Below are 25370 nucleotides of genomic sequence, written 5' to 3'. Positions count from 1 at the left end.
GCTTGAAGCCCTCCCGACATGCGGGAAACGAGCAGTGCGCCCGGCTACGCCTCCACCGCGAACACACTCAACCCCGACGGCAGACTCTTCGCCTCGTACATCGCCGCATCCGCGGCGCGCAGGTAGTCGTCGCTTGTTCTCAGCTGCGGATGACTGCTCACCAGGCCGATGCTCGCGCCGGTGAGCACGGTGTGCGTGCCGATGCGGTACGGCGCCGACAACGCGGCGGCAATCTGCCGGGCGCGTTCGGCCGCGTCGACGGGGCCCACCGATTCCAAGAGCACATTGAACTCGTCGCCGCTCATGCGCGCGACCAGATCGACCGCACGCACGCTGCTTTCGAGCCTCCGTGCGACCTGCTGCAGCAACTGGTCGCCGACGTGGTGACCCCAGGTGTCGTTGACCAGCTTGAAACCGTCGAGGTCCAGCATCAGCACGGCGAACATCGTGGGATCGCCTGCGACCGATGCGCCCTCCCCCGCTTTGCGATGCAGCGCGATGGCGTGTTCCAGGCGGTCGCGGAACAGCGGCCGGCCCGGCAGATTGGTCAGCGCGTCATAGGAACTGCCGCGCTCGGCGAGGTCGCTCAGCGAGCCCGCCATGCGCACCGCGATGCCATCCTCGAACTGCGCGACGCCGCGCCAGTTCACCCACACCAGTCGTCCCGACCCGTGCCAGGCGCGGAAATCGACCGAAAAATTCGGGCTTTCGCCCGACAGGTGCCGGCGGTACGCCGATTGCACGCGCGCATGGTCGTCCGGGTCGATCAGCTGCTGCAGGAACTGCCAGCCGTCCGCATGCACATCGCCGGTCCCGGCCAGTCCGAGGATTGCGTAGAAGCGCGCCGACACGTGCAGCACACCGGTGCGCAGATCCCAATCCCAGATGCCGTCGTTGGAGCCGCGCGTGGCCAGCGCGTAGCGCTCGTCGGAACGCAGCAGCTCGAGTTCGGCGGCCTTCTGCCGGGTCACGTCGATCATCAGGCCGATCATGCGGTTGGGCCGTCCCGGCTCGACCACCGTGCGGCACAGGTCGCGCACCCAGACCACGTCGCCGGAACGCGCGATCAACCGATAGCTCATCTCGTAGGCGTAGCTGTGCGTCGCGTTGTACGCCGCATCGTCGATGACCAGCGCGGCCTGCAGATCGTCCGGATGCACGCGCGAGCGCCAGAAGCCCGGATCGGCGCGCCATTCCTCCACGGTGAAACCGAACAGGCGCTCGACCTGCGGACTGAGGAAGGTGTTGCCCACGCCGCGTTCGGCTTCCCAGACCACGCCGTCGATGGTCTCCAGCAGCCGCAGGAAGCGCTGGCGCACTTCCACCAGCACCTGTTCGGTGACATCGGCCACTTCCAGCAGCACACCCTGACGGCTGAGCACGCGATCGGCCGCGTCGGTCTCGGGCTGCAGCTGCAGGCGCATCCAGCGGTAGTCGCCATCGGCGAACCGCAAGCGGAACACCGGCATGCCCGAGCGCAATGTCGGGTTGTCGTCGGGATGCACGAAGTCCAGCAGCGACCGGCCCAGCGCGTCGTCGACGGCGTGGCCGGTCAGCCTCTGCCACGCGGGATTGAGATACGTGACCGTCCACAGCGCGTCCGTCTGCACCACCGCGTCCGGCAGCAACTGCAGCAGGTGTGCCGATGGCGTGGGATGGGCGGGCATGGGGGCGATATGGTCGCGCAAGCGCGCGCGCCCGGCCAGCACGGGGAACGCGCGGCGTCGACGGACCGCGCCGGGACGATCCGCGCGCTACGCGGTGATCTCGCCAAACGTATCGAGCACCTCAGGGCATCAGGTACGGACCGACGTCCTGCGCTTGACGCTGCCGATCGGTGGCCAGCAGTTCCTTGAGGATGGCCGTGTGCCCCTGCCCGGCTAGGACCAGCACCCGCTTTCCGGGCGTCGCGACGCGTTGCACGTTGGCATACATGCGGAAGTTGCGGTGCCACCAGCTCGCCGCGGCATCGGCGCCGGCGAAGCTGCCGCCGGCGTCCAGATCGTTGGTGACGAGATAGAGGTCGCGGTTTTCGCGGTCGCGCGACGGATCGTTCGTCAGCTGCAGCAGTTCGCCCAGCGACAGCGTCGCCTGCTCGCGGTTCTCGCGCGTCGTCAGGCCGGCGAAGGTCGCATCGAGCGCGCGCTTGCGCTCGGGCGCATGCGTGCCGAGGTACGCGAACATCGGTTCCGAGTTCCACTGCACCTCGCCCTCGTCGAAACAGGTGACCTGCGACAGACCGGCGGCCTTGGCCACGCGGAATCCGATCTGCTGGGTCTCGTTGACGTCCAGCGGCGCGCGACCGGCGCGCCAGGCCTGGAAGGCGCCGTCGTAGCGCGCCTGCATCGCGGGCGTGCACTCCACCAGCACGTGCGTGGGCGCGAACGCGGCGAGCCGCGATGCAAGCCCTTCGAGGTAGGCCTGGTTGGCGGGCGTCGTGACATCGGCCACGTCCGACTTCACCACGTCCAGTCCCGGGTTGGCGAAGTGGAAGGTGCCCAGCAGCATCACCTGCGCCGGCGGCGCGGGCTCGGCCGCCATGGCCTGCGCTGCGAGGCACAACAGCAGCAACGCGGAGGCGATTCGAGTGGACTTCATGGCAACGGGGCCCCTTGGCAACGCGGCCCGCGACGCAGTGCCGCAGGCTCGGCGGAAGCGACGTTAGATGGGCCGGCCACGCAGCGGCACGTGCCGGAAGTGGGGCCGACTTCTCACCGGACGCGTTGCAGTCCGACGCCGCCGGTGGACTCCCGCGCGCGTCAAGACCTCAGACGCGCCCGAGCCGACGCGCCGTTTCGGCCGCCGTCTGCAGCACGCCGACGTAGTCCGTCTGTGCGCGTGGCGCCCGGTCTGCGGCGTTTTCCAGTCCTTCGACATAGGCCGCGGCCAGCGTGGACGCGTTGAACTGGTCGGCCAGTTCGGCCATCGAACGCGTCACCGCGTCCTGCAGGTGGAACCGCACGTTGACGCCCTTCTGCGCTTCGTGGGCGAGATCGACGACGCGCAGCAGGTGCGGCGTCACGAGGCCGACGACGGTGGTTCTCATGGTGCAAACCCAAATCCGGAAGCTCGGAAGACTAGCCGGCGCGCCGTCGCAAAAACTGCGCGTCCGCGCACATTCCGGAATCCGCGCGATGACGTGCGCAGCGCGGCCCGCAAACAGGTCAGTCGCGAGCCTTCTGCAGCCGCGCCTTCAGATCCGCGAACGGGTTGGACGTGGCCGCGGCCGGCCGGTCCTCGGCATCGCGCGCACTGACGCCGGTGTGGTCGAGCTGGCGGGAATGCTCGTTGTCGTGGCAGTACACGCACAGCAATTCCCAGTTGCTGCCGTCGGCCGGGTTGTCGTCGTGATTGTGGTTACGGTGGTGCACCGTCAGCTCGCGCAGATTGGCCCGCGTGAACTCGCGCGCGCAGCGGCCGCAGATCCACGGATACATCTGCAAGGCCCGCTCGCGATAGCCGCTGTTGCGCTGCTCGGCCGCGCGCCGCGCGTCGGCGACGATGCGGTCGAGTCTGGTCGGGTCCGGGATGGTCATCGCCGCAGTCTAAGGCCGCGCGCCGATTTGAGGCCGGATCGTGGGTGCCCCCAGAGCGCGGAGACATGCCACGTGTGGGAGCAACAGACTGGCTGTTCCGGCCGCGGCGATGAACGGCAGCTCGCCAAGCGTCGGCCCAAGCGCATCGCCTCGGGCGCACCCCAGTAGTGCGCTCACACGGCAGCCCCTAGCCTCGCGCACGAAGCTCCGCGCCACGCGGATCACCGGGAATTGCGATGACCATTGACGCCACGCGGGCCACCAACATCCTGAGCGAGCACTACGCTCTCTTCACCCAGGCCTCGAACGACAACGGCCTGCTGCCGGACACGAAGATCAGCATGGACGATCTGCGCGCGGTGGCCGAGAACAGCCAAGGCCAGTTCCCCGCCGAGGTCGTCGAGGCGGCGCAGTTCCTGCTGTCCAGCACTGCGGCGCGCAGCTTCCTGGATGTCGGCGCGGGCAAGGGCGACGTCGATGGCACGATCAGCCGAGCGGACATCGACGGCGCCCTGGTCACCATCGAGGCAGGCGGCCTGGAGCAAGCGTTGCTGGATACCGCAGCCGGGCGCGGCGGTGCCGACGGCTATGTCGGCGGCATCGACCTGCAGGCGGCTCAGACGGATCCCGGCATTCCGCAATCGCTCAAGGACGCATTGCAGCAGCTGCCGCCGGACCTTCCGCTGCAGACCCAGCTGCGCACCGTCTTCGCCCTGCGCAACCACGCGGACGATCCTCTGGCGACCGAGCAGCTGACCACGCTCACCGGTTCGCAGGCCTTCCAGAATCTCGACGAATCGCGCCAGGCGCAGGTGCTGGCCCTGTTCGGCGGCACCAATGCGGTCTCGGCCGCCGCACGCCTCGATCTGATCACCGGTGGCATCGATCTCAACAGCGCCGCCTCGCTGGAACGCTATCTGCTGACCGAAGCCCGACCGGTGGACAAGTGGCGCGATGCGATGCCGACGTCCGGCGTGCCCGATGCGCAGCGCATGGACTACACGGTCGGCGGCCCGGAGACGATCGAATACGACTTCCCGTCGGGCACCCAGCCGAACACGACCGAGCGCCTGCCGGCGCTGCGCTACACGGTGGAAGTGGATGGCCAGTCGATCGAAGTGATCGTGCCGCGTGAACTCGACACGGGCACGTATTCGTACCCGACCGTCGAGCAGATCGCCAAGGGTCTGGCTGCGCAGCCCTCGGCATCGCTCGAGGCCACCGACCGTGTGGTGGTCAACCCCGCGACACCGCAGGAAACGGACGCCAACGGCAACGTGGTCGACTCCGGCGCCGACATGTACGCCGGCGGCGGCACCATCGGCATCAATCCGCACGACACGAGCAATCCGCGCGAGCAGCGCGATTTCGACTTCACCTTCCTGCACGAGACCGCGCACCTGGTCGACCAGCCGTGGCAGGTCGCCGGTCTTGCCATCGAATGGAACCTGGCCGTGCAGCGCGACAGCGTTTTTTCGACCCACTACGCCGACGATCGCTACGTGACCTCGGGCGGGTCCACCATCGATCCTTCGCTGGCCGTCGATCCGGGCGAGGACTTCGCCGAGACCTACATGATCTACCACCTGGTCAAGGGCACACCGGACGAAGCGCAGATGCGCGCATTGATGCCGGAGCGGTTCGAGATCCTCGACCGGATGTACGGCTGAGGGCGTGACGCGTGACGGCGTCAGACCGTCGCGCGTGACGCAGCAGCTGATCGCGGTGGCTCCACCCGACACGTCATTCGCCTGATGGCGCGGGCTCGATGCCTGACGGCGAAGGTCACCCGCCATGTGCAATGCGGTGCCCGGCGCGCATCCGCTTCACGGCGCCTGGGCGGTTGCGCACCTAACGTGAGGTCACTTCCTCACGCACTAGGTCATCCCCATGCTCAAGTTTCTCGCCTCCACCGCTGGCGTCATCTTCCTCATCGGTCTGATCGTCGTGATCGGTCTGTTGATGCTGATCTTCTGACGTCGCGTGTGGCGCGGCGCGGCTGCACAGGTTGGTGCAGCACGCCGCTTTAGCGCGCATCGATCCAAGGAACCAACCTGCAGCGCGTCGCCGCGCTGCAGGTTCTTCTTTGGCACGCACCGTCATCGAACTTCCAAGGCGCGCGAGACTCACGCGAGTCGACAGCCCCAGGCGCTACCGTTGCGGGCATCTGACCGGAGACGCGCCATGTCGAGTGATGCCGCAAACGTTCTGCTCGAAGCCAATGCTGCCGTGTCGCGCGGCGACCATGCCGGCTTCCTCGCCCATTGCACCGACGACGTGGTCTGGCATTTCGTCGGCGATCGCACGATCACCGGCAAGGAGGCGATCCGGCGCTTCATGGACGAGACCTACGTCAATCCGCCGGAGGTGGTGGTGGACCGGCTGATCGCCGATGGCGAACATCTGGTCGCGATCGGCACGATCACCTTCATCGCTGCCGACGGCACGCGCACCACATCGGACTACAGCGACGCCTGGCGTCTGCGCGACGGCAAGCTCGCCGAGTTGCATGCCTTCGTCATCGAGCGGACGTGATCGGTCCGATTGGTTGAGCGGTACCGGCCAACGCACGTGGCACCGCAAATCGATCAGTCCCCGCCCTTCGCCGCGCGGCTTGCCGCGAACTCGGGGAAGGTGTCCTCGAGCGAATCCTTGTCCGGCAGGATGTAGAACACGCCGCCCTTCGCGAAGGTGGGCTGGACGACCAGCTCGTAGAAGCCGGTGTCGACGTTGATGCAGCCGTGGGTGACACGGTTGTCGTCGGGCGTGGGGGATGCCAGACGCTCCGCGCGACGCTCGGCCGGCGTCCCGCTTGCCGTGGGGTGCAGCGAGACCGCGGAGTCGTAGTCCACCCAGAGCACGCGCCCGGCGTCGATCGACGGGCCGTAGCCGCCCACGAAACGACCGGCCGGCGTGGTGCGGTCCCGTCCCGGAATCTCGCGCAGCGCAAGTCCGGCGATGCCGGGCGCCGCATGGTCGCCGACCGCCGAGCCGAACAGTCCCGGCGCGGCGCCACGCAGTTTGCCGTCGCCGCCGAACACCAGCACCTGCGCAGCGGCCTTGTCCATCACCATGAAGGGGTAGCCGTGGTTGTCATCGGCGGCGATGACCCAGCCGGCCAGCTCGATCACCGTGTCGGAGACATCCTGGCCGGGCGGCAGCTGATTGGCCGACGCGCCGACCGGTTGCGCCACGGCGTCGTCGGCCATGGCCGTGCCGACGCTGGCGGACGAGAACGCGAGCAGCAGAGCGGTGTGGAAGACCCGCATCGCAGGGTGTGTGGACGTGGCGATGGGACAACTCCTCATCAAGACGGGTGGAACACCGGGACCCGCGGCCAGGGATGCCGACGGGTCCCGGTTCGATCAGATCAACCGCGCGGCGTGCGACGCGGCGCCGTTTCGAGCTGCTGGACGCGACGTTCCATCTGATCCAGGCGCTGGTTGGCCTGCGTCGCGGACTGGTTGGCGGCTTCGGCACTCTGCGCGGCGCCCTGCACGCGCGAGTCAAGCGAATCCAGGCGCGAATCGATGCGTGCGAAGTCTTCCTTGTAGGTGGCGCAGCCACCGAGGCCCACGGCGGCGACGAGTGCCAAGCCGATCATCTGTGCCGTCTTCTTCTGCATGTGTGTCAGCGACATTGCGGTTCTCCTGCTTCGGGGGAGACCGGAATATAGCGGCGTTTTCACGAACTGAATTGTGCGCCTTCAGGCGGAATTGGAGTACGTGCACGGCGCGTGAAAGCGCGTGGAATCCAGCTGCTTTCCATCATTTCGGCGAACAGGAAAAAACAACTGGGGCGCGCCCTAGGTGTGGCTAATTTGAATCCGTGTTTGGACCGTAGCGGGCCTGTCGCAACGGTGCAATTGGACATGGGCCGGCTCGCCCGACACACACCCTGCACCGCACCCTTGAGGTGACGCCAGGTGAACACAGTACGTTCGCACCGTCGTGGCCCTTGCTGATCGCTATGGCGCGAGCGTGTTGCTGGATCCGAAGGCCTGCGCCGACAGCCGTGCGAGCTTCGCTGGATGACGGATCGCGTAGATGCCGGTGATGTGGGACCCGTCGGTATCGATCCACAAGGCGCCCGCGAGCGCATCACCCTCTCTCCAGAGCAGAGCCGGCATCCCGTTGAGTGTTCCAGGCTCGTACCTGGTAGTGGCGGGCAGTTGCTGAGCGATCTGCAGATAAAGACGTGCCAGGCGATCAGCGCCTACAAATGGGCGCAGCGATGCGCGCACCACGCCTCCGCCGTCACTGATGTGGACGGCGTCCTCCGAGAACAGGGCCCGAAGACGTTCGAGCGTGGGCTGCGCCATCGCCTCCATGAAGCGATCGAGCATTCGCACGTGTGCACCTGGCGCCACGTCGAAGCGCGGACGGCCTTCGCGCATGCGGGTCTTGGCGCGATGCGCACGCTGTCTGCATGCGTCTTCGGCGATGCCCAGGATGTCCGCTGCCTCCCTGTGGCTGTAATCGAAAACGTCATGCAACAGGAACGCTGCGCGCTCCTCGGGACTCAGACGCTCCAGAAGCAAAAGGAAGGACAGCCTGAGTGACTCGTCGCGCTCCTGAGCCAGGTCGGGCTGATCAGCCTCGGAAGCCAGGGGCTCGGGCAACCAGGGACCGACGTACTGCGCCCGTTCGGCCTTCGCACGACGCAGGCGGTCGAGCGACAGCCGTGTCGTCACCGTCACCAGCCACGCCTCCGGATCCTCGATGGCTCCCGGATCTTGGGACGCAAGCCGGATCCACGTGTCGTGGATCACGTCTTCGGCGTCTGCGTGGGCCCCCAGCATCCGGTACGCGATGCCGAAGAGACGCTCACGGTGATGTTGAAAGGTGGTGGTGGTCGTGTCCATCCGGCTCTCCTGTATCCAGCAAGGACGCAGATCCATGCCACAACGTGACAGCGCCCCAACCCGCACGTGGATGCTGATCATCGAGGCCGGTTGGGCGGTCGGCAACAGCTGCAGAACATTCCGCTCCCGAAGCCATCAGGGCAGTCATATGGCCTGTCACGGAATGGAACCCTCGCGCGTCTTCTCGATGAAAGGCACGCACTCCGCATGCCTCTTACAACAACAAGCAGGAGTTTTATCTTATGAAGCGTGCTAACTGGTTCGCAGCCTCTCCCGAAGGTGCCAAGGCTGTCGCCTCGCTGCACCACTTCATTACAAACGGCACGTCACTGCCGGAAAAGCTGATCCACCTGGTGTTCCTGCGGGTGTCGCAGATCAACGGCTGCGCGCACTGCATCGACGTTCACACCCGCGACCTGCTCAAGACGGGCATGTCCGTAGAGACAGCCGTGCTGATCCCGGTCTGGCATGAGGCGCAGTACTTGTTCACTGAACGAGAGCGCGCGGCCCTTGCGTGGAGTGAAGAGATCACGAGGATCGGCGATACACATGCGTCGGACGAAGCGTATGCCGCAGCATCCGCGGTCTTCTCTGAAAAGGAACTGGTTGAACTCACACTTACGATCGCGACGATGAACGCGCTCAATCGTATGGGAGCGACCTTCCGTATGAAGCCACACGCGAAGCCCGACTTCTGAGCTGCAGTTTCATCTCGCACAGCCGGATTGCCGGAAAGCCGGAAGTACAGAACGGTGCCAGATCCACCTTTTTTTCCTGGCACCGTTGTCTTTCATCAGGCAATCAGCGCAAGCGTTTAGAGCGAGGCATCGTGCACCCGGGGCAAATGACGCTGCATTCTTGTCCGCAATGCCGCCTCGCGGATCTGCTCGCTTCACCTTCGGAGTCCGGACGTTAAGCCCAAGCGCTTCTTCTATAGCCGGAAACAACAGCCGCACATCACGGACGCTCACGCGACCAGCAGGTGCTCTCAGGCAGCGACCACGTTCATGCCATCGTAGTCGGCGATCTCGAACTGCTCGGCGATCGCATAGAGCGCTTCCACCCTCGCCTGCAGCGATTCCGGAGTGTGCTGCTCCAGCTTGTCCACCTGCAGGTAGAAGAACGGATCCTCGTCGCCATCCGGCTCGGTCACGCCGACCACCGTATAGCCCAGCGACTCCATGTGCCGCGCCACCGGAAGCAGCGCACTGCCATCCTCGTCGACGAAGAAAAACGACCAGCGACAGACCTCGTCGATGCTCCAGTCCTTGCCCGCCTCGATGTTCTTCTGCCGCGTATCGGAGAAGAACGCCTGCATCATTTCCAGTGTCATCATGAAACCGGGCACGCCGTGTTGGCGCCTGGATCTGGCGCAGGGCGAGTATCGGACATCAGCTGATGCCTGCCTACCGAGGGCGTCACGGGTGACATTGTCGTAACCGGCTGGGGCTCCACCGTCCCTTGAGCCCGGGAAGCAGGGGTGACTCACAACCGACCGGACAAGTGAGCCTGACCCGGTTAGCCGCATGTCGCATCCCGCCCCCTTGACTGGCCGACGTCGCGACTTCCGCAGCGTCAGCCTGAGTAAGTGAACCTGGCACCGTTAATCCTGGCACCGTTATCCCTCCTGCTCATCGACCAAACAAGACCTCCGGTTACTCCCGTTACTCGCTCATCGGGGCAACCGCAACGACTGCGCTCGAAGAGGCCGTCGACCACCGTCTTCATCGATAATCGTCCATCCGTCGACCGGGGAGGCCTCCAGCACCGTAGTCTTGGGCTGCAATCCCCACCACCGGTCTTGCTTGACCGTCAATCGGTTGGTGCCGTCGAATTCAAGCGTGGTCGACTGCCATGTCACGGTCAGTGCGATAAGCCCGGCCGCCAGCAGCACGAGGAAGACCGTGCCGAACAGAGTGTCAAAAAACCTTCCGATTACGCTCTGACCGCCCGCCACTGGCGTGTTCGCGATGGCGCCTTGATCAACGTGTGCGTTCATTCATTTTTTCCTGAGTGGATTTCCGTGGTGCGCCGCTTCGACGGCGCGCGTAGCGCTCGCTCACATCTCGGGTGTGGAATGCCGCAGCACCTCCATCGCGGCATCTGCCTTGCGCTGGGACTCGCGGACTTCGGCGATCGTCGGCTTGGGGCGTGTGGCGTGCTCGACGCAGCGATCGACGCTCATGCCCGTACGCGGATCGCGTTCGATACAGAAGTTGTGGACCGCCGGAGTTGCCGAAACGACCGCGCGTGAAGGCGCCAATTGAGTGGTCGGTGTCGAGCGCTGCGACGCAGAGACGGTCGGCTTGCCGATGTCCTTCAGGCTTTCGCCCAGATTGCGGAAGCTGGCCTGGATGACCTGATAGCCAATCAGCATGATTGCAACGAAGGCGAACGCCTTCAGCAGCAGCGCTGTTGCGGTCGCCTTGGCATACGACTTCGCGGCCTTGCGCCCGGCAGGCACGGCGCGACTGATCGCGGCGTTCAACTGGTGTTCGCCGACCTGGGCGGCCAGTGTGTCGGCGGTGCGCGTTGCGACGGGCGGCGCGTCCGGCAGCGGGCCGAGCATGGCGCGGAGCTCGTCGCCGTCGATCAGTTGGACCTGAGCGTTCCTGGCGGCGGCTTCGATGGCTGCGCGGGTGAACTCGCCGCTGGTCACGACGATCGCGCCATCGGCCCTGGCATTGACCATCACGCCGATCAGTTGATGCACGTCGTTGTGCGGCACTTGGCACGCGTTCCAGTGCTTGACCTGCACCAGCACCAGCCGTCCGTCGCGCCGCAGCTCCAGATCGACACCGCCGTCGAATCGACCGGCCGTCGCGCCCGTCCCCACGTGTGTGACCTGATACCCCGCATCCCGGTAATACGCGGCGAGCAGATGCTCCAGCCGGTCCCACCGCACCGCTGTCAGCGCATCGTCCCCGACGATGCGCCACCCGCTTCAATCCTTGTCGCATGCCGTCCCCCTGACTGGCCTACGTCGCCGCTCGCGCGGCGTCATCCTAGATAAGTGAACCTGGCACCGTTAGCTTGCCGCACCGTTAGTCGTCACCCCAGATAAGTGAATCTAGCACCGTTAGCTACGATCATCGAATCAGATTGCGTTGAGCAAGCACGTACTGCTGCGTCACAGCACGGAACTTCAGCTCAAGCCGATCCAAGGTGCGTTCTATAGCGAAAAGGAGGTCTCCGCGAGCGTCGTTGCCAAAAACATCTTGCACCCAACAATCGCCTGGCATGTACTTTGAGCTCACTTCAACAAAATTGATGTACTCGGTGTACCACGAGGTTGCTGCAGGTGCAGTAGCACCATACAAGTAGTCCTTACAAGACTCGTAAAATGGCCTCACCGACGACCATCCAGCAGGAAGGCCACTAGTTGACGCCTCGCTCTCGTCAAGCAAATTATCAAGAGCAACTAGCGCTTGCCCTCGACTCATCAGCGCTCCACGCCGGATATCTTTTAAGAACTTCAAGACGTCATCAGGCTTGTCTGAAGTAATGATCTTTTCTCTAGTAGCACGGAATCCAGCAATGTAATCCGTGTGCGCCACCTCGACCCACGCATAAACAGGCGCAACGTGATTCTCAAATGTCAGCCGCTTCCGAGCCCGCGTTTCCTTATGAAAACTGGCGAGAGCCCGCAATGCACCGGTAACTAGCGCTTTTCCGGAAACCACCTCCATCTCGCCCCCTAAATATCAAAAACACTCATGAAATCCAAAAGGAAAAATTGCGCCCGGAAATAATCTCTGCCCACCTTTTCCTGCTTCATTTCAAGTTAAATTTTATCTGAGCCTTTTTTTGCATCGTCGTAACGATGCGCCACCCGCTTCAATCCCTATCGCATGCCGCCCCCCTGACTGGCCTAAGTCACCATTCACGCGGCGTCACCCTGGATAAGTAAACCTGACCCCGTGAGTTTCTACGCGCAGAACTCAGCCTCCTTTTCGCCTGTCTGACATTCTATATCCAATAGGAACCGGTTTAAACTTAGGCTTATCATCCTTCTTGGACTTTTCTCGCTTGACGACGCTCTTCCTCCTCTGAAAACGCCGCAGCTCCGCCACATCAATTGAGCAGTGGACGAAGAAATCGCTATCACCACCTTTCACCTTAACCACATCACGCTTAAAACCTTCAGCGAAAGGCATTCTAACTCTGCTGTCTCCGAATCTCCGATTGTTCACTTGGACCACAGCGGCATGCAAATCATGAGCTGCTGATTCCACCAAAAAATCAAATGTTTCGATGTCTTTATTCCACTCAATGACGAATAACGCGTCTACGCAACCTTGAAATCTGGACCTATTCTGAATTGTTGTCAGATCGCTACAGATAAGAACGCCCATGGCAAACTCGCCATGACAGTAAACTGGCCGCCTAGACCCGGCATCGCCAGCTAATAAATACTTCTTTCCTAAATGCTTTACATTTGCAGACTCTTCATGGGAAAGATCAATCTTTGGCTGTAGAAAGCAAACATTTCCTCTACGTCCGTAGAAATCTGTTGCGAGAGAGACAAGCACATCATTTCTATACTCATCACCGTTGCCACGAGTCTCCACACCTGCTACGAATGAGATTCCTGCTCTTGAGAGCTTGGCTGCGATATCCAAAGCCCACCAATAAGGAATCGACAGCTCCGGAAAAACAATGTAGTTCAAATCCAAAGAGCCGCGAATCATGTCGTTAACAATTTTTCGCGTTGCAAGATACCTATCAAGCGAGTGATCCGGCATCCCTTTAACTGCGGAAGCCCATTGATCGTCTGTGACTTTGATACTTGGCACAGCAATCTTCGCTTGCAGCCCTTGCTCACTTGGAACATTCCAAACTCGCTCTCCAGCTTCATCTTCAGAAAGGAAACGGTAGTTCCTATAATCTGATCTGACGTAGCCACCCCTAACGGCCCACAACAAGCTCTCAAGGCCGCCCGACTCTTCAAGAGCTTTTGGCACACTCAAAGACAGTTGCCAAAGCGCTGGAGGCCTTGTTGGGAAGGCGATTGCGGGCCAATAAGGCGCACTCAGAGACTTTTTAGCCTTATTCCGGTAGCTCCTAATGCGAGCCAGCGCCTTTTTAACGGAAATACTTGCTGGAAGCGGAGGCTGCACTTCCTTAGGAGACTCTGCGTACCAATAATCTTGGTAGCAGCGCCTACCTAGGTCAGAGAGCAAGAGTCTCTTGGAAATCTCCTTAATATGCTTTCCGTCAACAACCTCGACATCGGCTTCTGCAGCAAGCCCTTTCAAAAAATTAGTAAATTTTGAATTAAACTCAAAGGCGGCGACGGTGGAGCTCTCCAAAGCCGCCTGCACAAAGCCACGATAGTAATTCCGCCTAGCATGGAAGTACTTTGACAAATTTCTAGTTCCGGCGGTGGTCGTAGACTGCAGAACCTCCCCAATTCTTTCAAGCTGCCCGAGGATTAATCGAGCATCTGCGAAATCACGGCACGCAACCATCAATCCAAAAACCCTAACTATATAAGTATAGTAGTCAAAAAAACCGACAGGAGTGACCAAATACCTGCCCACAACTGCATAGAACTTTTTCCTCGCAAGTGTCCACTTCGGATCTTTATAGTCCAGATCACGAGCGTAAGCTTCAAAATCGCTAAGCAGCATTGAAAAGCCAAGACGCCTCAAGGAAACAGCTTCCGCTTTTCTTAAAGCATCCGCTTCCAATCTCGCATCTGGAGTAGCCAGCAGCGCAGACGCAAGCATCTCGGAATCATTATCTGGCAACTCTGGAAGCAACCTATACTCACTTGATTGCTTTCTTATCTGCTCTTCTACCTGCCCTACCAAATCCAAACCGTGCTCACCACTCAGAAAGAATATTTTCTGCTTTTTCGCTGAAAATATTATCTCACTATCTGTCGAATAGTTTAGCTTTAGCTTAAGTCCAGCCGGATTCGAAGTCTGGTCTAGCACCAAGTACTCATCCAAGGACCATCGCAACCACTTGATGTAGTCTTGGCCAGTAGAAATACCGGGATCTTCTGTAACGAGAATAATGTCGTCAGCATAGCGTCCGTAATGGATTGTCGATGGTAAAGAGCTGACTGCCTTGTCGAAATCGGCGAGAAGCACGTTGGATACTAACTTTGATATCGACAAGCCGACGGGGAGTGAGCCTTCCGGTCGATCTTTAGCCTCAGGGGTGCTTCGGTGCCACGTCTGCATGCTTTCGACAATAGCCTTACTGAAAGCAAGCTCATCTGGGTCAAGCTCTATCTCAAGCTTTTTAAAGAATGCGCTCTTTACCAAAAAATTAGGGGACACCTGGTGGTAAAAGGATTTTATGTCCATCGTAATTGCTACGATGGAGCGGCCATCGTTCAGTGAGCTTCTCATGGCCTCTAAAGCTTTTGACCGCCAAGCCCTGTAGCCCGAAAAGTAAGGCGCGAAAAGCTGATGAGAATCCTCGTTAAGCCTCCCTCGGCGACCGACGCGCTTCAAAGCGTGCGCAAAAGCCAACTTCCGATCAATTCTATCGTCGAACTTATGGCCGACTTTAATTATCCATAGTGCGCATACGACCTGATAATTTATCGAAGCAACAATGACGACTCTAAAATTCGCGGATAGCAACTTCCTCCCTTTATTCGAATTTATCCAGTCCCTGACAGGATCGAGAGTGGCAAAATGTATCTCTTGAGCTGAATTAGAAGCGGGGACATCGACGCTTTTGGGCTGGTAAGAGAAGACTCCTAAGAACGACTTGGACTGTGCCCAAGAGAAGTCCTTCTTTAGCGATGCCAGAAGCGACTTTAGATTGGCTTCAAGGTTGATCTCATACTCGGCATAAGCAAGTGAATGAAAGTGCCCTCGGTCATAGTAAGCATCAGCCTTTGATTTTCGATAAGCCTTATACAGATCTCCGAGACTCACGCCCTGCAATCCATTGACCGCCACTCTTCCTCCCTGAGCTTGGGCTCGACTTTAGTGTTAACTAGACGCAGTCTAAAATTGAAATCAGCTAAACTTTATGCGACAACCTACATATTTCGCCGATATTCTCCACCCACGTCATACAACGCATGACTGATCTGCCCCAGACTGTGCGTCTTGACCGCTTCCATCAGCGCCGCGAACACATTCTTGCGCTCGCGGGCGGTGCGCTGAAGATACGACAGGTGCTCGGTCTCTGACACGTCGCTTGAGTCTGCGCCAAGGGCGCCCCCATCCCGGCCTTCCCCCGCTTGCGGGGGAAGGGGCAGAACAACGGCATTGCGGGTGGTCTGCCAAGCCTGCACGTTGGCGATCTGCTGCCCTTTCTCCTCCTCGGTGCTGCGGATCAGTTCGATTTCGGTGGCGACTTCGCCGCCGCCTTCCTTGGGCAGGAACATGTTCACGCCCACCAGGGGCAACGAGCCGTCGTGCTTCTTGTGCTCGTAGTACATGGACTCTTCCTGGATCTTGCCGCGCTGGTACATGGTGTCCATGGCGCCCAGCACGCCGCCGCGCTCGCTGATGGCTTCGAACTCCTTGTAGACGGCCTCTTCGACGATGTCGGTGAGGTAGTCGACGGCGAAGCTGCCCTGCCAGGGGTTCTCGATGAAGTTGAGCCCCATTTCCTTGTTGATGATCATCTGGATGGCAACGGCGCGGCGCACGCTTTCTTCGGTCGGCGTGGTGATGGCTTCGTCGTAGGCGTTGGTGTGCAGGCTGTTGCAGTTGTCGAACAGGGCGTAGAGCGCCTGCAGAGTGGTGCGGATGTCGTTGAACTGGATCTCCTGCGCGTGTAGGGACCGGCCGCTGGTCTGGATGTGGTACTTCATCATCTGGCTGCGTTCGTTGGCGCCGTAGCGCTCGCGCATGGCGCGGGCCCAGATGCGGCGGGCGACGCGGCCGATGACGGTGTACTCGGGGTCCATGCCGTTGGAGAAGAAGAACGACAGGTTGGGCGCGAAGTCGTCCACCTTCATGCCGCGCGCGAGGTAGTACTCGACGATGGTGAAGCCGTTGCTCAGGGTGAAGGCGAGCTGGCTGATCGGGTTCGCGCCGGCTTCGGCGATGTGATAGCCGGAGATGGAGACCGAGTAGAAGTTGCGGACCTTCTGGTCCACGAAGTACTGCTGGATGTCGCCCATCATCCGCAGCGCGAACTCGGTGCTGAAGATGCAGGTGTTCTGGGCCTGGTCCTCTTTCAGGATGTCGGCCTGCACGGTGCCGCGCACGGTGGCGAGGGTCTCGGCCTTGATGCGGGCGTAGGTCTCGGCATCGACGAGCTGGTCGCCGGAGACGCCCAGCAGGCCGAGGCCGAGGCCGTCGTTCGTGGGCGGCAGTTCGCCGTGGTAGCGCGGACGCTCGCGACCTTCGAAGAAGGCGTCCATCGCCTTCTGCGCCTCGGCCCAGCGGGCGTCGTCGGCCTTGAGGTATTTCTCCACCTGCTGGTCGACGGCGCAGTTCATGAACATCGCCAGAATCATCGGCGCCGGGCCGTTGATGGTCATCGAGACGCTGGTGGTGGGCGCGCACAGGTCGAAGCCGGAATAGAGCTTCTTCATGTCGTCGAGCGTGGGGATGTTGACGCCCGAGTTGCCGATCTTGCCGTAGATGTCCGGGCGCGGCGCCGGGTCTTCGCCGTACAGCGTGACGCTGTCGAAGGCGGTGGACAGGCGCGCGGCCGGCTGGCCGACGGACAGGTAATGGAAGCGGCGGTTGGTGCGCTCGGGCGTGCCCTCGCCCGCGAACATGCGGATGGGGTCTTCGCCGGTGCGGCGATATGGGTACACGCCGCCGGTGTAGGGATAGCTGCCCGGCAGGTTCTCCTTGCCGAGGAAGGTCAGCAGCTCGCCCCAGCTCTTGTAGGTGGGCGCGGCGATCTTGGGGATCTTCTGGTGGCTCAGCGAGTCGCGGTAGTTGTCGACCTTGATCGACTTGCTGCGCACCTGGTACTCGGTGAATTCGTCGGTGATGGATTTCAGGCGCTGGGGCCAGTCGCGCAGGAGCTTGAGCGATTCGCTGCTGAGGGACTGGATGGCGTCGTTGTAGCGCTGGCGCAGGGTGAGCAGCGAACGGTCGGCGGCGGGCGCGGTGCCAGCCTGGACGGGTTCTGCGGGGACGGCCGGGGACGGGCTGTCGACGACGGCCGCTGCCCCCTCTCCCGGCGCGCTGTGCGCGCCGACCTCTCCCGCAGGGGGAGAGGTGCCAAGCAGATGGTCGGCGCTGTAGAGGTCCAAGGCCTTCGGAAGCTGGGGATCGGCGAGTTCGTTCAGGGCCTGCCACATCGCTTGCGCGCGGTCGGCGGCTTCGGCCTGGCGGCCGATGTCGGTGTTGATGCGGCGCCCCTGCTCGGCGATTTCCGCCAGATAGCGCACGCGGCTGCCGGGGATCAGCACCGTGGCGCGCGGTTCCTTGAGGGTGGTGTCGATGCGCGGGGTGAAGTCGCAGCGCTCGCTGCTGCCGGCGCCGGTCTTCTCGCGCAGCAGGCGGCACAGGTTCTCGAACATCCAGCTCACGCCGGGATCGTTGAACTGGCTGGCGATGGTGGGATACACCGGCACGTCGGCGTCGGCGGTCTGGAACGCGACGCGGTTGCGCTTCCACTGCTTGCGGATGTCGCGCAATGCGTCCTCGGCGCCGCGGCGGTCGTACTTGTTGAGCACGATCAGCTCGGCGTAGTCGATCATGTCGATCTTCTCGAGCTGGCTGGCCGCGCCGTAGTCGCTGGTCATGACGTACACGGGGAAGTCGACGAGGTCGACGATTTCCGAGTCCGACTGGCCGATGCCAGCGGTTTCCACGATCACCAGATCGAAGGCCAGACCCTTGAGGAAGCCGATGCAGTCCTTGAGCACCGCATTGGTGGCGACGTTCTGGCGGCGCGTGGCCATCGAGCGCATGTAGACGCGGTGGCTGCGCAGCGAGTTCATGCGGATGCGGTCGCCCAGCAGCGCGCCACCGGTGCGGCGACGCGTGGGATCGACGGAGATCACCGCGATGCGCATCTCGGGGAAGCTGGCGAGGAAGCGGTTGAGCAGTTCGTCGGTGACCGAGGACTTGCCCGCGCCGCCGGTGCCGGTGATGCCGATGACCGGCGTGCGGCCACCGGCGAGCTGCCAGGTCTTGCGCAGCCTGGAGAGTTCGGCTTCGTTGAGATCGCCGGCTTCGATCTGCGACAGCACGCGGCCAATGCCGATCTCGTCGTCGATGCCGGGCGTGGTGCCGGCGGCGTCGCGGTTGGCGGCGTCGCGACCGTTGCGGGCGCGCTGGACGACGTCCTCGATCATCTCGACGAGGCCCATCTTCATGCCGTCGTTGGGGTGATAGATGCGCTCGACGCCGTAACCCTGCAGCTCGCGGATTTCCTCGGGCGTGATCGTGCCGCCACCGCCGCCGAACACGCGGATATGGCCGGCGCCGCGCTCTTTCAGCATGTCGACCATGTACTTGAAGTACTCGACGTGCCCGCCCTGGTAGCTCGACAGCGCGATGCCGTCGGCGTCTTCCTGCAGCGCCGCGCGCACCACGTCTTCGACGCTGCGGTTGTGGCCCAGATGCACCACTTCGGCGCCCTGCGACTGGATGAGCCTGCGCATGATGTTGATGGCGGCGTCGTGCCCGTCGAACAGGCTGGCGGCGGTGACGAAACGCAGCGGCGCGGTGTCGGTATCGCGCTCGGGCATCTGGTTGGCTGGCGTGCTCATCGCGCGCTCCTGTGGTGCTGGAAAAGATGCGCCGATTGTAGCGGTGAGGGCCTTGACAATTTCAGTTGGAATTATGCTGCGGTGCGGCAAATGCAGTGGCCGCGCGTTGGTGTTTTCAGACGGTAGAGGTCTGGTTTCGTGCGACGTTCCAGCTCGTCAGATCCAGCGAGATCCGAGTAAAACGCAGAAGCACTGGGACCCTGCGTTCGTCGGGACGACGGAAGTTCTGCTAGTCATTCTTCGCCGGCATCTGATGCTTTGCGCGCAAAGTCAAAATGGATCCCAGCCTTCGCTGGGATGACGGGGCCGAGGGCGATCAGGTCGTCACTCCCCCCACCATCGTCGCCCCAGCGAAAGCTGGGGGCCATTTTGATTCTTGCGCGTCATCAACAGGTCTCGCCGAATCACCACGGGTTGCGCGCTGTGACCGATCCCGACGCCGTCGCTCCGGCGGCGTTCAACAGACGCATGTCTGGTCACGCCGGGGCCCAGCGACTTCCGCCAAGTCGCGCAAATCGCGTCGTCCGCCTGCTGTTCCCGCACCGCTCGCGCTCCCATTTCACGCCCTTGACATCCGCCAACGCAGCATCCGCCGCATCTCCCCACTGCCCCCGCCCGCCATGACGCCCCTCGACAAATCCCTCAAACGCGAAGTCCGGATCGACGAAGCGCCCTACGTGCTCACGATCGATCCCACCGGTCTGAAACTCGTGCCCAAGGGCAAGCGCAAGGGACTGGAACTGCGCTGGACCGATCTGGTCAGTGGCGACGCGGCGCTGGCGACCGCGCTGCAGGCGTCGCTGGAGACGCGCTGAGCTTCAGAACAGGTCGGTCTGCGCCGGCGGATAGATGACGTGATCGCCCGAGCGCTGCGCATCCGGGTGCAGCACGTGCGGCTGCACCTTGCCCGGCGCGAGGATGTGGCAGACCTGCGTGCCGCGAACGGTGAGCAGGTCCGAGATCAAGCGGCGATGACAACGCCACCACACGGCTTCGGCGCACATCAGCGCGGTGCGCCGGGACGCGGCCAGTGCGAGCGCGGCGTCCAGCCCTTCGGCGAACTCGGCGCTGGTCATGTGATCGGCGTAGCCCTGGAAGGCGGCGCTGCGCCACGCACCGTTCGGCGATCCGGGTTGCGCGCGGCGCCGGCCGCCGAGTTGTGGCAGCCAGCGGTAGTCGATGCCGGCCTCGGGCAGGTGCGCGGCCATGGCCTCGCTGGCGAACCACGGATAGCGACGCGAACCGGGGAAGCGGCGCACGTCGACGATGGCTTCGATGTGCTCGCCTTCGAGCAGGGTCAGGAATTCGTCCCACTCGCGGGTGGAATGGCCGATGGTCCAGAGCGTGGGGACGGCGGTGGTGTCGTGCACGGTGCAAACCGGTACGGGCGTGCCGGCATTCCAATGCATTGGGTGTCTGGCAGACGTCGCGTTCGAGAGATCGATGGAGGCCGGCGCGCTGGACTGGCGTGACCGCTCGAATGCGATCAGCGCGGGTGCTGGCGCACGATCAAGACGGGTCCAGCGTGACCAGACCTGCGCTTATTGGAAGCCGCTGCGGCGACGGCTCGGCAAACGATGACCTATCGTACGGGTCTCAGCCTCTGGGTGCGACATCAAAATGGGTCCCAGCGTGCGCTGGGACGACGGTAGTGGGTCTGGCAACGATCGGATCGCCCCCGGGGCACCGTCGTTCCAGCGAAAGCTGGAGCCCATTTTGATCTTGAAGATGCGTCAAGACATGCCACTTGAGACGCAGCCGCAAACGCTGCTACCCCGGCGGCGCTCGACAGACATATGTCCGATCAAGCCGGCGCCAAATGCCTTTCGCGTCGCCCGGCCCGGGCGACCCGCTACAGCCCCCGCCCGACCCGATCACCTTCGATTACCCCCGCCCACCCACCGGCGCCAACGCTTCACTCAAGCGCGCCCTGCAGTCATCCAGACCTGACTCCGACCGATGAATGCGCACCGGCACCGCCGTGCTCCGCTCGCCGAGAATCCGGCACAGCGTCGCCTGCAGCGTCGCGGCATCGTCGTCGAAGCCGCCGTGGGTCGTTGCGGCGCTGCCGTCGGCCGCATTCGCCGGCTCGCCCTGGACCGGCGCCTGGATCCAGTCGAGCTTGCCAATCGCCAGCAGGTCCCGGATGGCGCCGTTCGATTCGATGAAGCGCGCCATGCCCAGCAGCGGCGTGCCGTTGCGGTGTTCGCGCCGCACCCAGCTGCGCGCACGTGCCTCGAAGGCATGCGCGACGAGATACAGCAACGACTTGTTGTAGACGCGGGCGCAGTGGTCGTCCTGCTCGGCGCGATCGGTCAGGGTGAACAACGCGGCGCGGTCGATCTTCCTGCTCGCGAGCGCGGGCGCGTAGCTCTGTTCGAACAGCGCCATCGTCATCGCCGGCGCCCACAGGTTGAGGCTGGCGATGCGCTGGCCGATCCCCTGCATGCTGGCGGCCGGGCCGGATGACACAAGGCCATCGGCCGTCAGCAGTTGCGCCAGCGGTGCGAGCAGGATGGAACCGGCGCTGTGCCCGACCAGATGCAATTCGACATCCGGATCGGCCAGCATCCATTCGCCCAGCAGGCGCGCGACCTGCGCAGCGCCGCCGGCTTCTGTGAGTTGGTCGCCGTTGCGGACGACGGCGGTCGTCGCGAGCAGTGCGTTCTCCTTCATCTCGTCCCACATGGCCTTGCCGCCGAGTGCGCGTGCGAGCGGCTCGATGGTGTCGTCGACGCGGTCCAGCAGCACGCCCTTGGCTTTGTCCATCAGGCCCTCGCTGCGTGGGCGCACGGCATCGCGCAGCACGTTGCCGAGCGTGCTCCAGAAGTCGGTCTTCCAGACGAAGCACAGCGGGTAGACCTGCCGCGGCAGCATGAGTTCGCGCAGGTCGGCGACGCGCTGGATCGCCGCCTGCTCCGGCACGAGGCCGCCATGCGCGTAGAGCATGACCCGCTTCTTCGGCCAGTCGCGCGTGATGCGCGGCAGGTCCTGGCGGATCAGGTTGCGCACGTCGTCCTGGCCGGTGCCGAAGCGCCCGGTCGTGCGCAGGCGGCCGTCGTTGCCGAGACTGACGATGTGCGGGCGCAGATCGGCCTGCGAGTAACTGTTGGCCTGACGCGCGAGGAAGGAGTTGCTGGTCGACACCGCTTCGACACGCTGCAGGCGCACGGGCACCGCGAGCCGCGCCACCCAGACGTCGGTCCCGCGCTGCAGCCACTCGTCGTAGCTGATCCAACCGTAGCCGCGCTTGCCCCAACGCGTGCCCCAGGAATTCTGGATCCAGAAGCCGTCGCGGTCGTAGCCGACGATCGCGAAGGCGTGGTAGCCGGCGACGGGCTGCTCGGACCATTCGATGACGCCGTTCGACGGCGGCGCCAGCCAGTCGGCATGCACCGCCGCAGATGCGTAGAGCACGCCGACTTCGGCGAACGCGGCGTGCATGGCCACGAGATCCTTGTGGTTGACCCGGTAGTAGGCGCCGAGCGGATGTTCCTGCGCGGCGCGGGCGCGTTCTTCGGTGTAGACCTCGTGCAGCGGCCGGCCGGGCGTGTCGGGCCAGCATTCCTCGGCGCACACGCCGTGCCGGTGCCAGCCCTTCATCGCACCGCGGCAGCTGGAGCCGTCGTAGTCCTCGCCTTCCCACTCGTCGTAGCGGCGCGCCATGTCGTAGAGCATCCGCGTGCTGACGCGTCCGGTGACGGCATCGGGCTGGCGGCGGCGCAGCAGCGTGTGCGCGACGGTCGCCAGGCCGTAGGCGGTGCAGGCGCCCTCCTCGCCCTGGTCGAGCACGGGCACGCCAAGTTTCGTGAAGCGCGCAAGTGGCATCTCGCTGGGCACGTCGACGAGGGTGGGTTCGAACATGCGGTCGCGGAAATCCGCGGTATCAGGTCGGGCGTCGAGCAGTCGCTGCGTCGTCGCCGTTGCGCGGGCGCGTCGTGCGCCGGTCTTCTTCGTCGCCATGGAGCCTCCGTGATCGCAGATATCGAACGCGCCCGGGCCTGCCGGCCGGACAGTGATGCGACGGATCTCCCCCAGGCGCAGTGTGCTACGGATGGGTGACTGTCGTGATGCAGTCAGGGTGCTGCGCGGGTGTCGCAGTGGACGCGACTCGTCCACTCCGTCATTTCCGCTGATGAACCCGTCATTCCCGCGCAGGCGGGAATCCAGTGCCTTGGCTCTTTCCGAAAGCGTGAAGACGCTGGACTCCCGCTTTCGCGGGAATGACGGCCTGAAGGTTGGCGGACGACAGACCATATCTGTTGCCCACTGACGCTCTCAGGCACTGACGCCTTTGCACACTGACGCCTCACCACTGACGCCCCCGCCAACTGACGCGCCGCGATGACGCCCGCACGCGCCTTCTGCGATGCTTGTGCGGATGACCACCGGCGACCGCCCATGAAGAAACGCGTCAAGAGAATCATCGGCTGGGGCCTGTTCACCCTGCTGGTCATGGCGGTCAGCAGCATTTTCGTCGCCGATCACCTGCTGCCGCCGGCGACGGGCCGTCCCAGCCACGCCCTGCCGCTGTCGGACAGCGACACCGCGCTGGACCGCGAGCTGGCCCCGCTGCTCGCGCGGCACGAGGGCCAGACCGGCGCGATCATGCTGCCTGACGGGATCGACGCCTACGCCGCGCGCGCGATTTCCGCGCGCCAGGCCGGGCGCAGCCTGGACCTGCAGTACTACATCTGGCACGACGACCTGACCGGACGGATGCTCGCCAACGAGGCCTGGATGGCCGCCGAGCGCGGCGTGCGCGTGCGCATCCTGCTCGACGACATGGGCATCGGGAAGATGGACGCCACGCTGCTGGCGATGGACTCGCACCCCAACATCGAGCTGCGCGTCTACAACCCGTTCCGCAACCGCACGGGACTGATGCGGCTGCTGGAAATGGTGCAGCGCGCTTGGGGCGTAAACCACCGCATGCACAACAAGGCATGGATCGCCGACGGCCGCGTGGCGGTGGTGGGCGGGCGCAACGTGGGCGTGGAGTATTTCAGCGCGGCCGAGGAGTTCAATTTCCACGACCTCGACATGGTGCTGTTCGGCCCCGCGGTGGCCGATGCCAGCAAGATCTTCGACGACTTCTGGAACAGCGAGGCGGCGATTCCGATCGAGGCGCTGAACCGCAAGCCCCAGTCGACGATCCGCGCGGTGCTGGCGCAGATCCAGGAAGAAGCCAAGAGCGAGGAAGCCCGACGCTTCCTCGACCGCATGGACACGTCGCCGAGCGTGCGCGGCTATTTCTCGCAGTCGCTCACGCCGATCTGGAGCGAGGGCGTGCGCATCCTGTCCGACCCCCCGATCAAGTGGCGCGGCGACGAGCGGGAGAACTGGCTGGTCGAACATCTGGTTGGCGACATCGCCCAGGCCGAACGCGCCGCGCTGCTGATCTCGCCCTACTTCGTGCCCGGCGTGGACGGCACCGAACGCCTGGTCGGCCTGTCGCAACGCGGCGTGCACGTGGCAGTGGTGACCAATTCGCTGGCGGCCAACGACGTAGTCGCGGTGCACGGCGGCTACGTGCGTTATCGCAAGACGCTGCTCGAGGGCGGCGTGCGCCTGTTCGAGACGCGCAGCCAGTCGGACGTCAAGGCTGGCAGCAGCCTCTTCGGCAGCAGCGGCGCCAGCCTCCACACCAAGGCGGTGCTGATCGACGGGCGGCGCGGCTTCGTGGGCTCGTTCAACCTCGACCCGCGCTCGGCCAATCTCAATACGGAGATGGGCGTGCTGTTCGACGACCCGGAACTGGGCGCGGCGCTGTTCAAGGAATACCGCCACCTCACCGCGCCGGGCCTGAGCTACTGGGTGTATCTCAACGACGACGGCGACGTGCGCTGGGTGGACCGCGACACCGATCCGCCGGAGGCGCTGAAAGTGGAACCCGACAGCACGCGCATGCAGCGCGTGGTCGCGAATGTCGTGCGGTGGCTGCCGGTGGAGTCGCAGTTGTAACCGATTCAAGTCCTCCCCTGCTTTTTGAAGCCCTCCCCCGCGCGCGGGGGAGGGTTGGGTGGGGGCAAGCCATCAGCTCGCAGGAGAGCCTGAAATCAGGTATCGCTTGAAGCGGCTTTCACCGCGACCGGACCCTTCGCCCCCATCCCGGCCTTCCCCCGCCGCGCGGGGGAAGGCGTGAAGCGGCCAGGCCGCCGGATCTGTGCCTGGTCAGACAGTTCGACTCCGGCTTCCGTCATCCCGGCACACGCCGGGGTCCATTCTGACTTCGGGCTCCGCGAGCGGTGCGAGGCCTCCAGGGAACATCAGGATGGATCCCGGCTTTCGCCGGGATGACGGCCGT

General features: G+C 63.5%; 21 protein-coding genes. 6 read left to right on the top strand and 15 right to left on the bottom strand.

Annotated elements, in window-relative coordinates:
• Window positions 1–44: 44 nt before the first annotated feature.
• The 4 genes from E2F49_RS03025 to E2F49_RS03010 all read right to left on the bottom strand — a co-directional run bounded on the left by E2F49_RS03025 (window position 45) and on the right by E2F49_RS03010 (window position 3536).
• Window positions 45–1667: a diguanylate cyclase domain-containing protein gene (locus tag E2F49_RS03025; RefSeq protein ID WP_133392548.1), complete on the bottom strand. Its 1623-nt coding sequence runs from the start codon at window positions 1665–1667 to the stop codon at window positions 45–47.
• Between the two features lie 121 nt (window positions 1668–1788).
• A complete protein-coding gene (locus E2F49_RS03020) occupies window positions 1789–2598 on the bottom strand; it encodes a DUF5694 domain-containing protein (RefSeq protein WP_133392547.1) in 810 nt (269 codons plus the stop codon).
• Window positions 2599–2767: 169 nt separating this feature from the next.
• Entirely contained in the window at window positions 2768–3046 is a 279-nt protein-coding gene (locus E2F49_RS03015) for a hypothetical protein (protein ID WP_133392546.1), read from the bottom strand.
• 118 nt (window positions 3047–3164) lie between these two features.
• On the bottom strand, window positions 3165–3536 hold the full coding sequence (locus tag E2F49_RS03010) for a YajD family HNH nuclease (RefSeq protein WP_133392545.1): 372 nt from the start codon (window positions 3534–3536) through the stop codon (window positions 3165–3167).
• Window positions 3537–3772: 236 nt separating this feature from the next.
• Between E2F49_RS03010 and E2F49_RS03005 the strand changes: the two genes are divergently transcribed.
• From E2F49_RS03005 to E2F49_RS03000, 3 genes are all read left to right on the top strand, one after another.
• Window positions 3773–5206: a hypothetical protein gene (locus E2F49_RS03005; RefSeq protein WP_133392544.1), complete on the top strand. Its 1434-nt coding sequence runs from the start codon at window positions 3773–3775 to the stop codon at window positions 5204–5206.
• 220 nt (window positions 5207–5426) lie between these two features.
• Window positions 5427–5513 carry a small membrane protein YohP gene (locus E2F49_RS16850; protein WP_484496907.1) on the top strand — a complete coding sequence of 29 codons (87 nt, stop codon included), beginning with the start codon at window positions 5427–5429 and terminating at the stop codon, window positions 5511–5513.
• A 207-nt stretch (window positions 5514–5720) separates the two neighbouring features.
• Complete coding sequence (locus E2F49_RS03000; RefSeq protein WP_133392543.1) at window positions 5721–6071, top strand: nuclear transport factor 2 family protein; 351 nt, start codon at window positions 5721–5723, stop codon at window positions 6069–6071.
• Between the two features lie 53 nt (window positions 6072–6124).
• On the opposite strand, the gene E2F49_RS02995 is transcribed toward E2F49_RS03000, so the two are convergent.
• The 3 genes from E2F49_RS02995 to sigJ all read right to left on the bottom strand — a co-directional run bounded on the left by E2F49_RS02995 (window position 6125) and on the right by sigJ (window position 8400).
• Entirely contained in the window at window positions 6125–6745 is a 621-nt protein-coding gene (locus E2F49_RS02995; protein ID WP_133393428.1) for a hypothetical protein, read from the bottom strand.
• A 161-nt stretch (window positions 6746–6906) separates the two neighbouring features.
• Window positions 6907–7176 carry a hypothetical protein gene (locus tag E2F49_RS02990; protein WP_133392542.1) on the bottom strand — a complete coding sequence of 90 codons (270 nt, stop codon included), beginning with the start codon at window positions 7174–7176 and terminating at the stop codon, window positions 6907–6909.
• 327 nt (window positions 7177–7503) lie between these two features.
• Window positions 7504–8400, bottom strand: a complete 897-nt coding sequence (sigJ, locus tag E2F49_RS02985; RefSeq protein ID WP_133392541.1) for an RNA polymerase sigma factor SigJ — start codon at window positions 8398–8400, stop codon at window positions 7504–7506.
• A gap of 242 nt (window positions 8401–8642) precedes the next feature.
• Between sigJ and E2F49_RS02980 the strand changes: the two genes are divergently transcribed.
• A complete protein-coding gene (locus tag E2F49_RS02980; protein ID WP_133392540.1) occupies window positions 8643–9098 on the top strand; it encodes a carboxymuconolactone decarboxylase family protein in 456 nt (151 codons plus the stop codon).
• Window positions 9099–9388: 290 nt separating this feature from the next.
• Here E2F49_RS02980 and E2F49_RS16295 read toward each other — a convergent pair whose 3' ends face one another.
• The 6 genes from E2F49_RS16295 to E2F49_RS02950 all read right to left on the bottom strand — a co-directional run bounded on the left by E2F49_RS16295 (window position 9389) and on the right by E2F49_RS02950 (window position 19063).
• On the bottom strand, window positions 9389–9733 hold the full coding sequence (locus E2F49_RS16295; protein ID WP_165971102.1) for a ribonuclease E inhibitor RraB: 345 nt from the start codon (window positions 9731–9733) through the stop codon (window positions 9389–9391).
• Window positions 9734–10072: 339 nt separating this feature from the next.
• Entirely contained in the window at window positions 10073–10399 is a 327-nt protein-coding gene (locus E2F49_RS02970; protein ID WP_133392538.1) for a hypothetical protein, read from the bottom strand.
• A gap of 60 nt (window positions 10400–10459) precedes the next feature.
• Complete coding sequence (locus E2F49_RS02965; protein ID WP_165971101.1) at window positions 10460–11305, bottom strand: restriction endonuclease; 846 nt, start codon at window positions 11303–11305, stop codon at window positions 10460–10462.
• A gap of 184 nt (window positions 11306–11489) precedes the next feature.
• Window positions 11490–12089 (bottom strand): hypothetical protein, encoded by a 600-nt coding sequence (locus E2F49_RS02960; protein ID WP_133392536.1) that lies wholly within the window; start codon window positions 12087–12089, stop codon window positions 11490–11492.
• A gap of 252 nt (window positions 12090–12341) precedes the next feature.
• The gene (locus E2F49_RS02955) at window positions 12342–15302 is read right to left on the bottom strand and encodes an RNA-directed DNA polymerase (RefSeq protein ID WP_165971100.1); all 2961 of its coding nucleotides are present in this window, start codon (window positions 15300–15302) and stop codon (window positions 12342–12344) included.
• Window positions 15303–15409: 107 nt separating this feature from the next.
• Window positions 15410–19063 (bottom strand): methylmalonyl-CoA mutase family protein, encoded by a 3654-nt coding sequence (locus E2F49_RS02950; protein ID WP_133392534.1) that lies wholly within the window; start codon window positions 19061–19063, stop codon window positions 15410–15412.
• A 620-nt stretch (window positions 19064–19683) separates the two neighbouring features.
• Here E2F49_RS02950 and E2F49_RS02945 point away from each other — a divergent pair.
• Complete coding sequence (locus E2F49_RS02945) at window positions 19684–19878, top strand: hypothetical protein (RefSeq protein ID WP_133392533.1); 195 nt, start codon at window positions 19684–19686, stop codon at window positions 19876–19878.
• Between the two features lie 3 nt (window positions 19879–19881).
• Here E2F49_RS02945 and E2F49_RS02940 read toward each other — a convergent pair whose 3' ends face one another.
• Window positions 19882–20472, bottom strand: coding sequence for a DUF488 domain-containing protein (locus tag E2F49_RS02940; protein ID WP_133392532.1), 591 nt, complete (start codon window positions 20470–20472; stop codon window positions 19882–19884).
• 475 nt (window positions 20473–20947) lie between these two features.
• Complete coding sequence (locus E2F49_RS02935; RefSeq protein ID WP_133392531.1) at window positions 20948–23026, bottom strand: C1 family peptidase; 2079 nt, start codon at window positions 23024–23026, stop codon at window positions 20948–20950.
• Between the two features lie 438 nt (window positions 23027–23464).
• On the opposite strand from E2F49_RS02935, the gene E2F49_RS02930 reads away from it, so the two are divergent.
• Window positions 23465–25027 (top strand): phospholipase D family protein, encoded by a 1563-nt coding sequence (locus E2F49_RS02930; RefSeq protein ID WP_243713390.1) that lies wholly within the window; start codon window positions 23465–23467, stop codon window positions 25025–25027.
• Window positions 25028–25370 lie beyond the last annotated feature (343 nt).

Origin of the sequence: Luteimonas terrae, from assembly GCF_004358165.1 — a bacterium.
GTDB lineage: Bacteria > Pseudomonadota > Gammaproteobacteria > Xanthomonadales > Xanthomonadaceae > Luteimonas > Luteimonas terrae.
The sequence above is the reverse complement of the archived record's forward strand: the minus strand, read 5'-3'. Positions and strand labels throughout refer to the sequence as shown.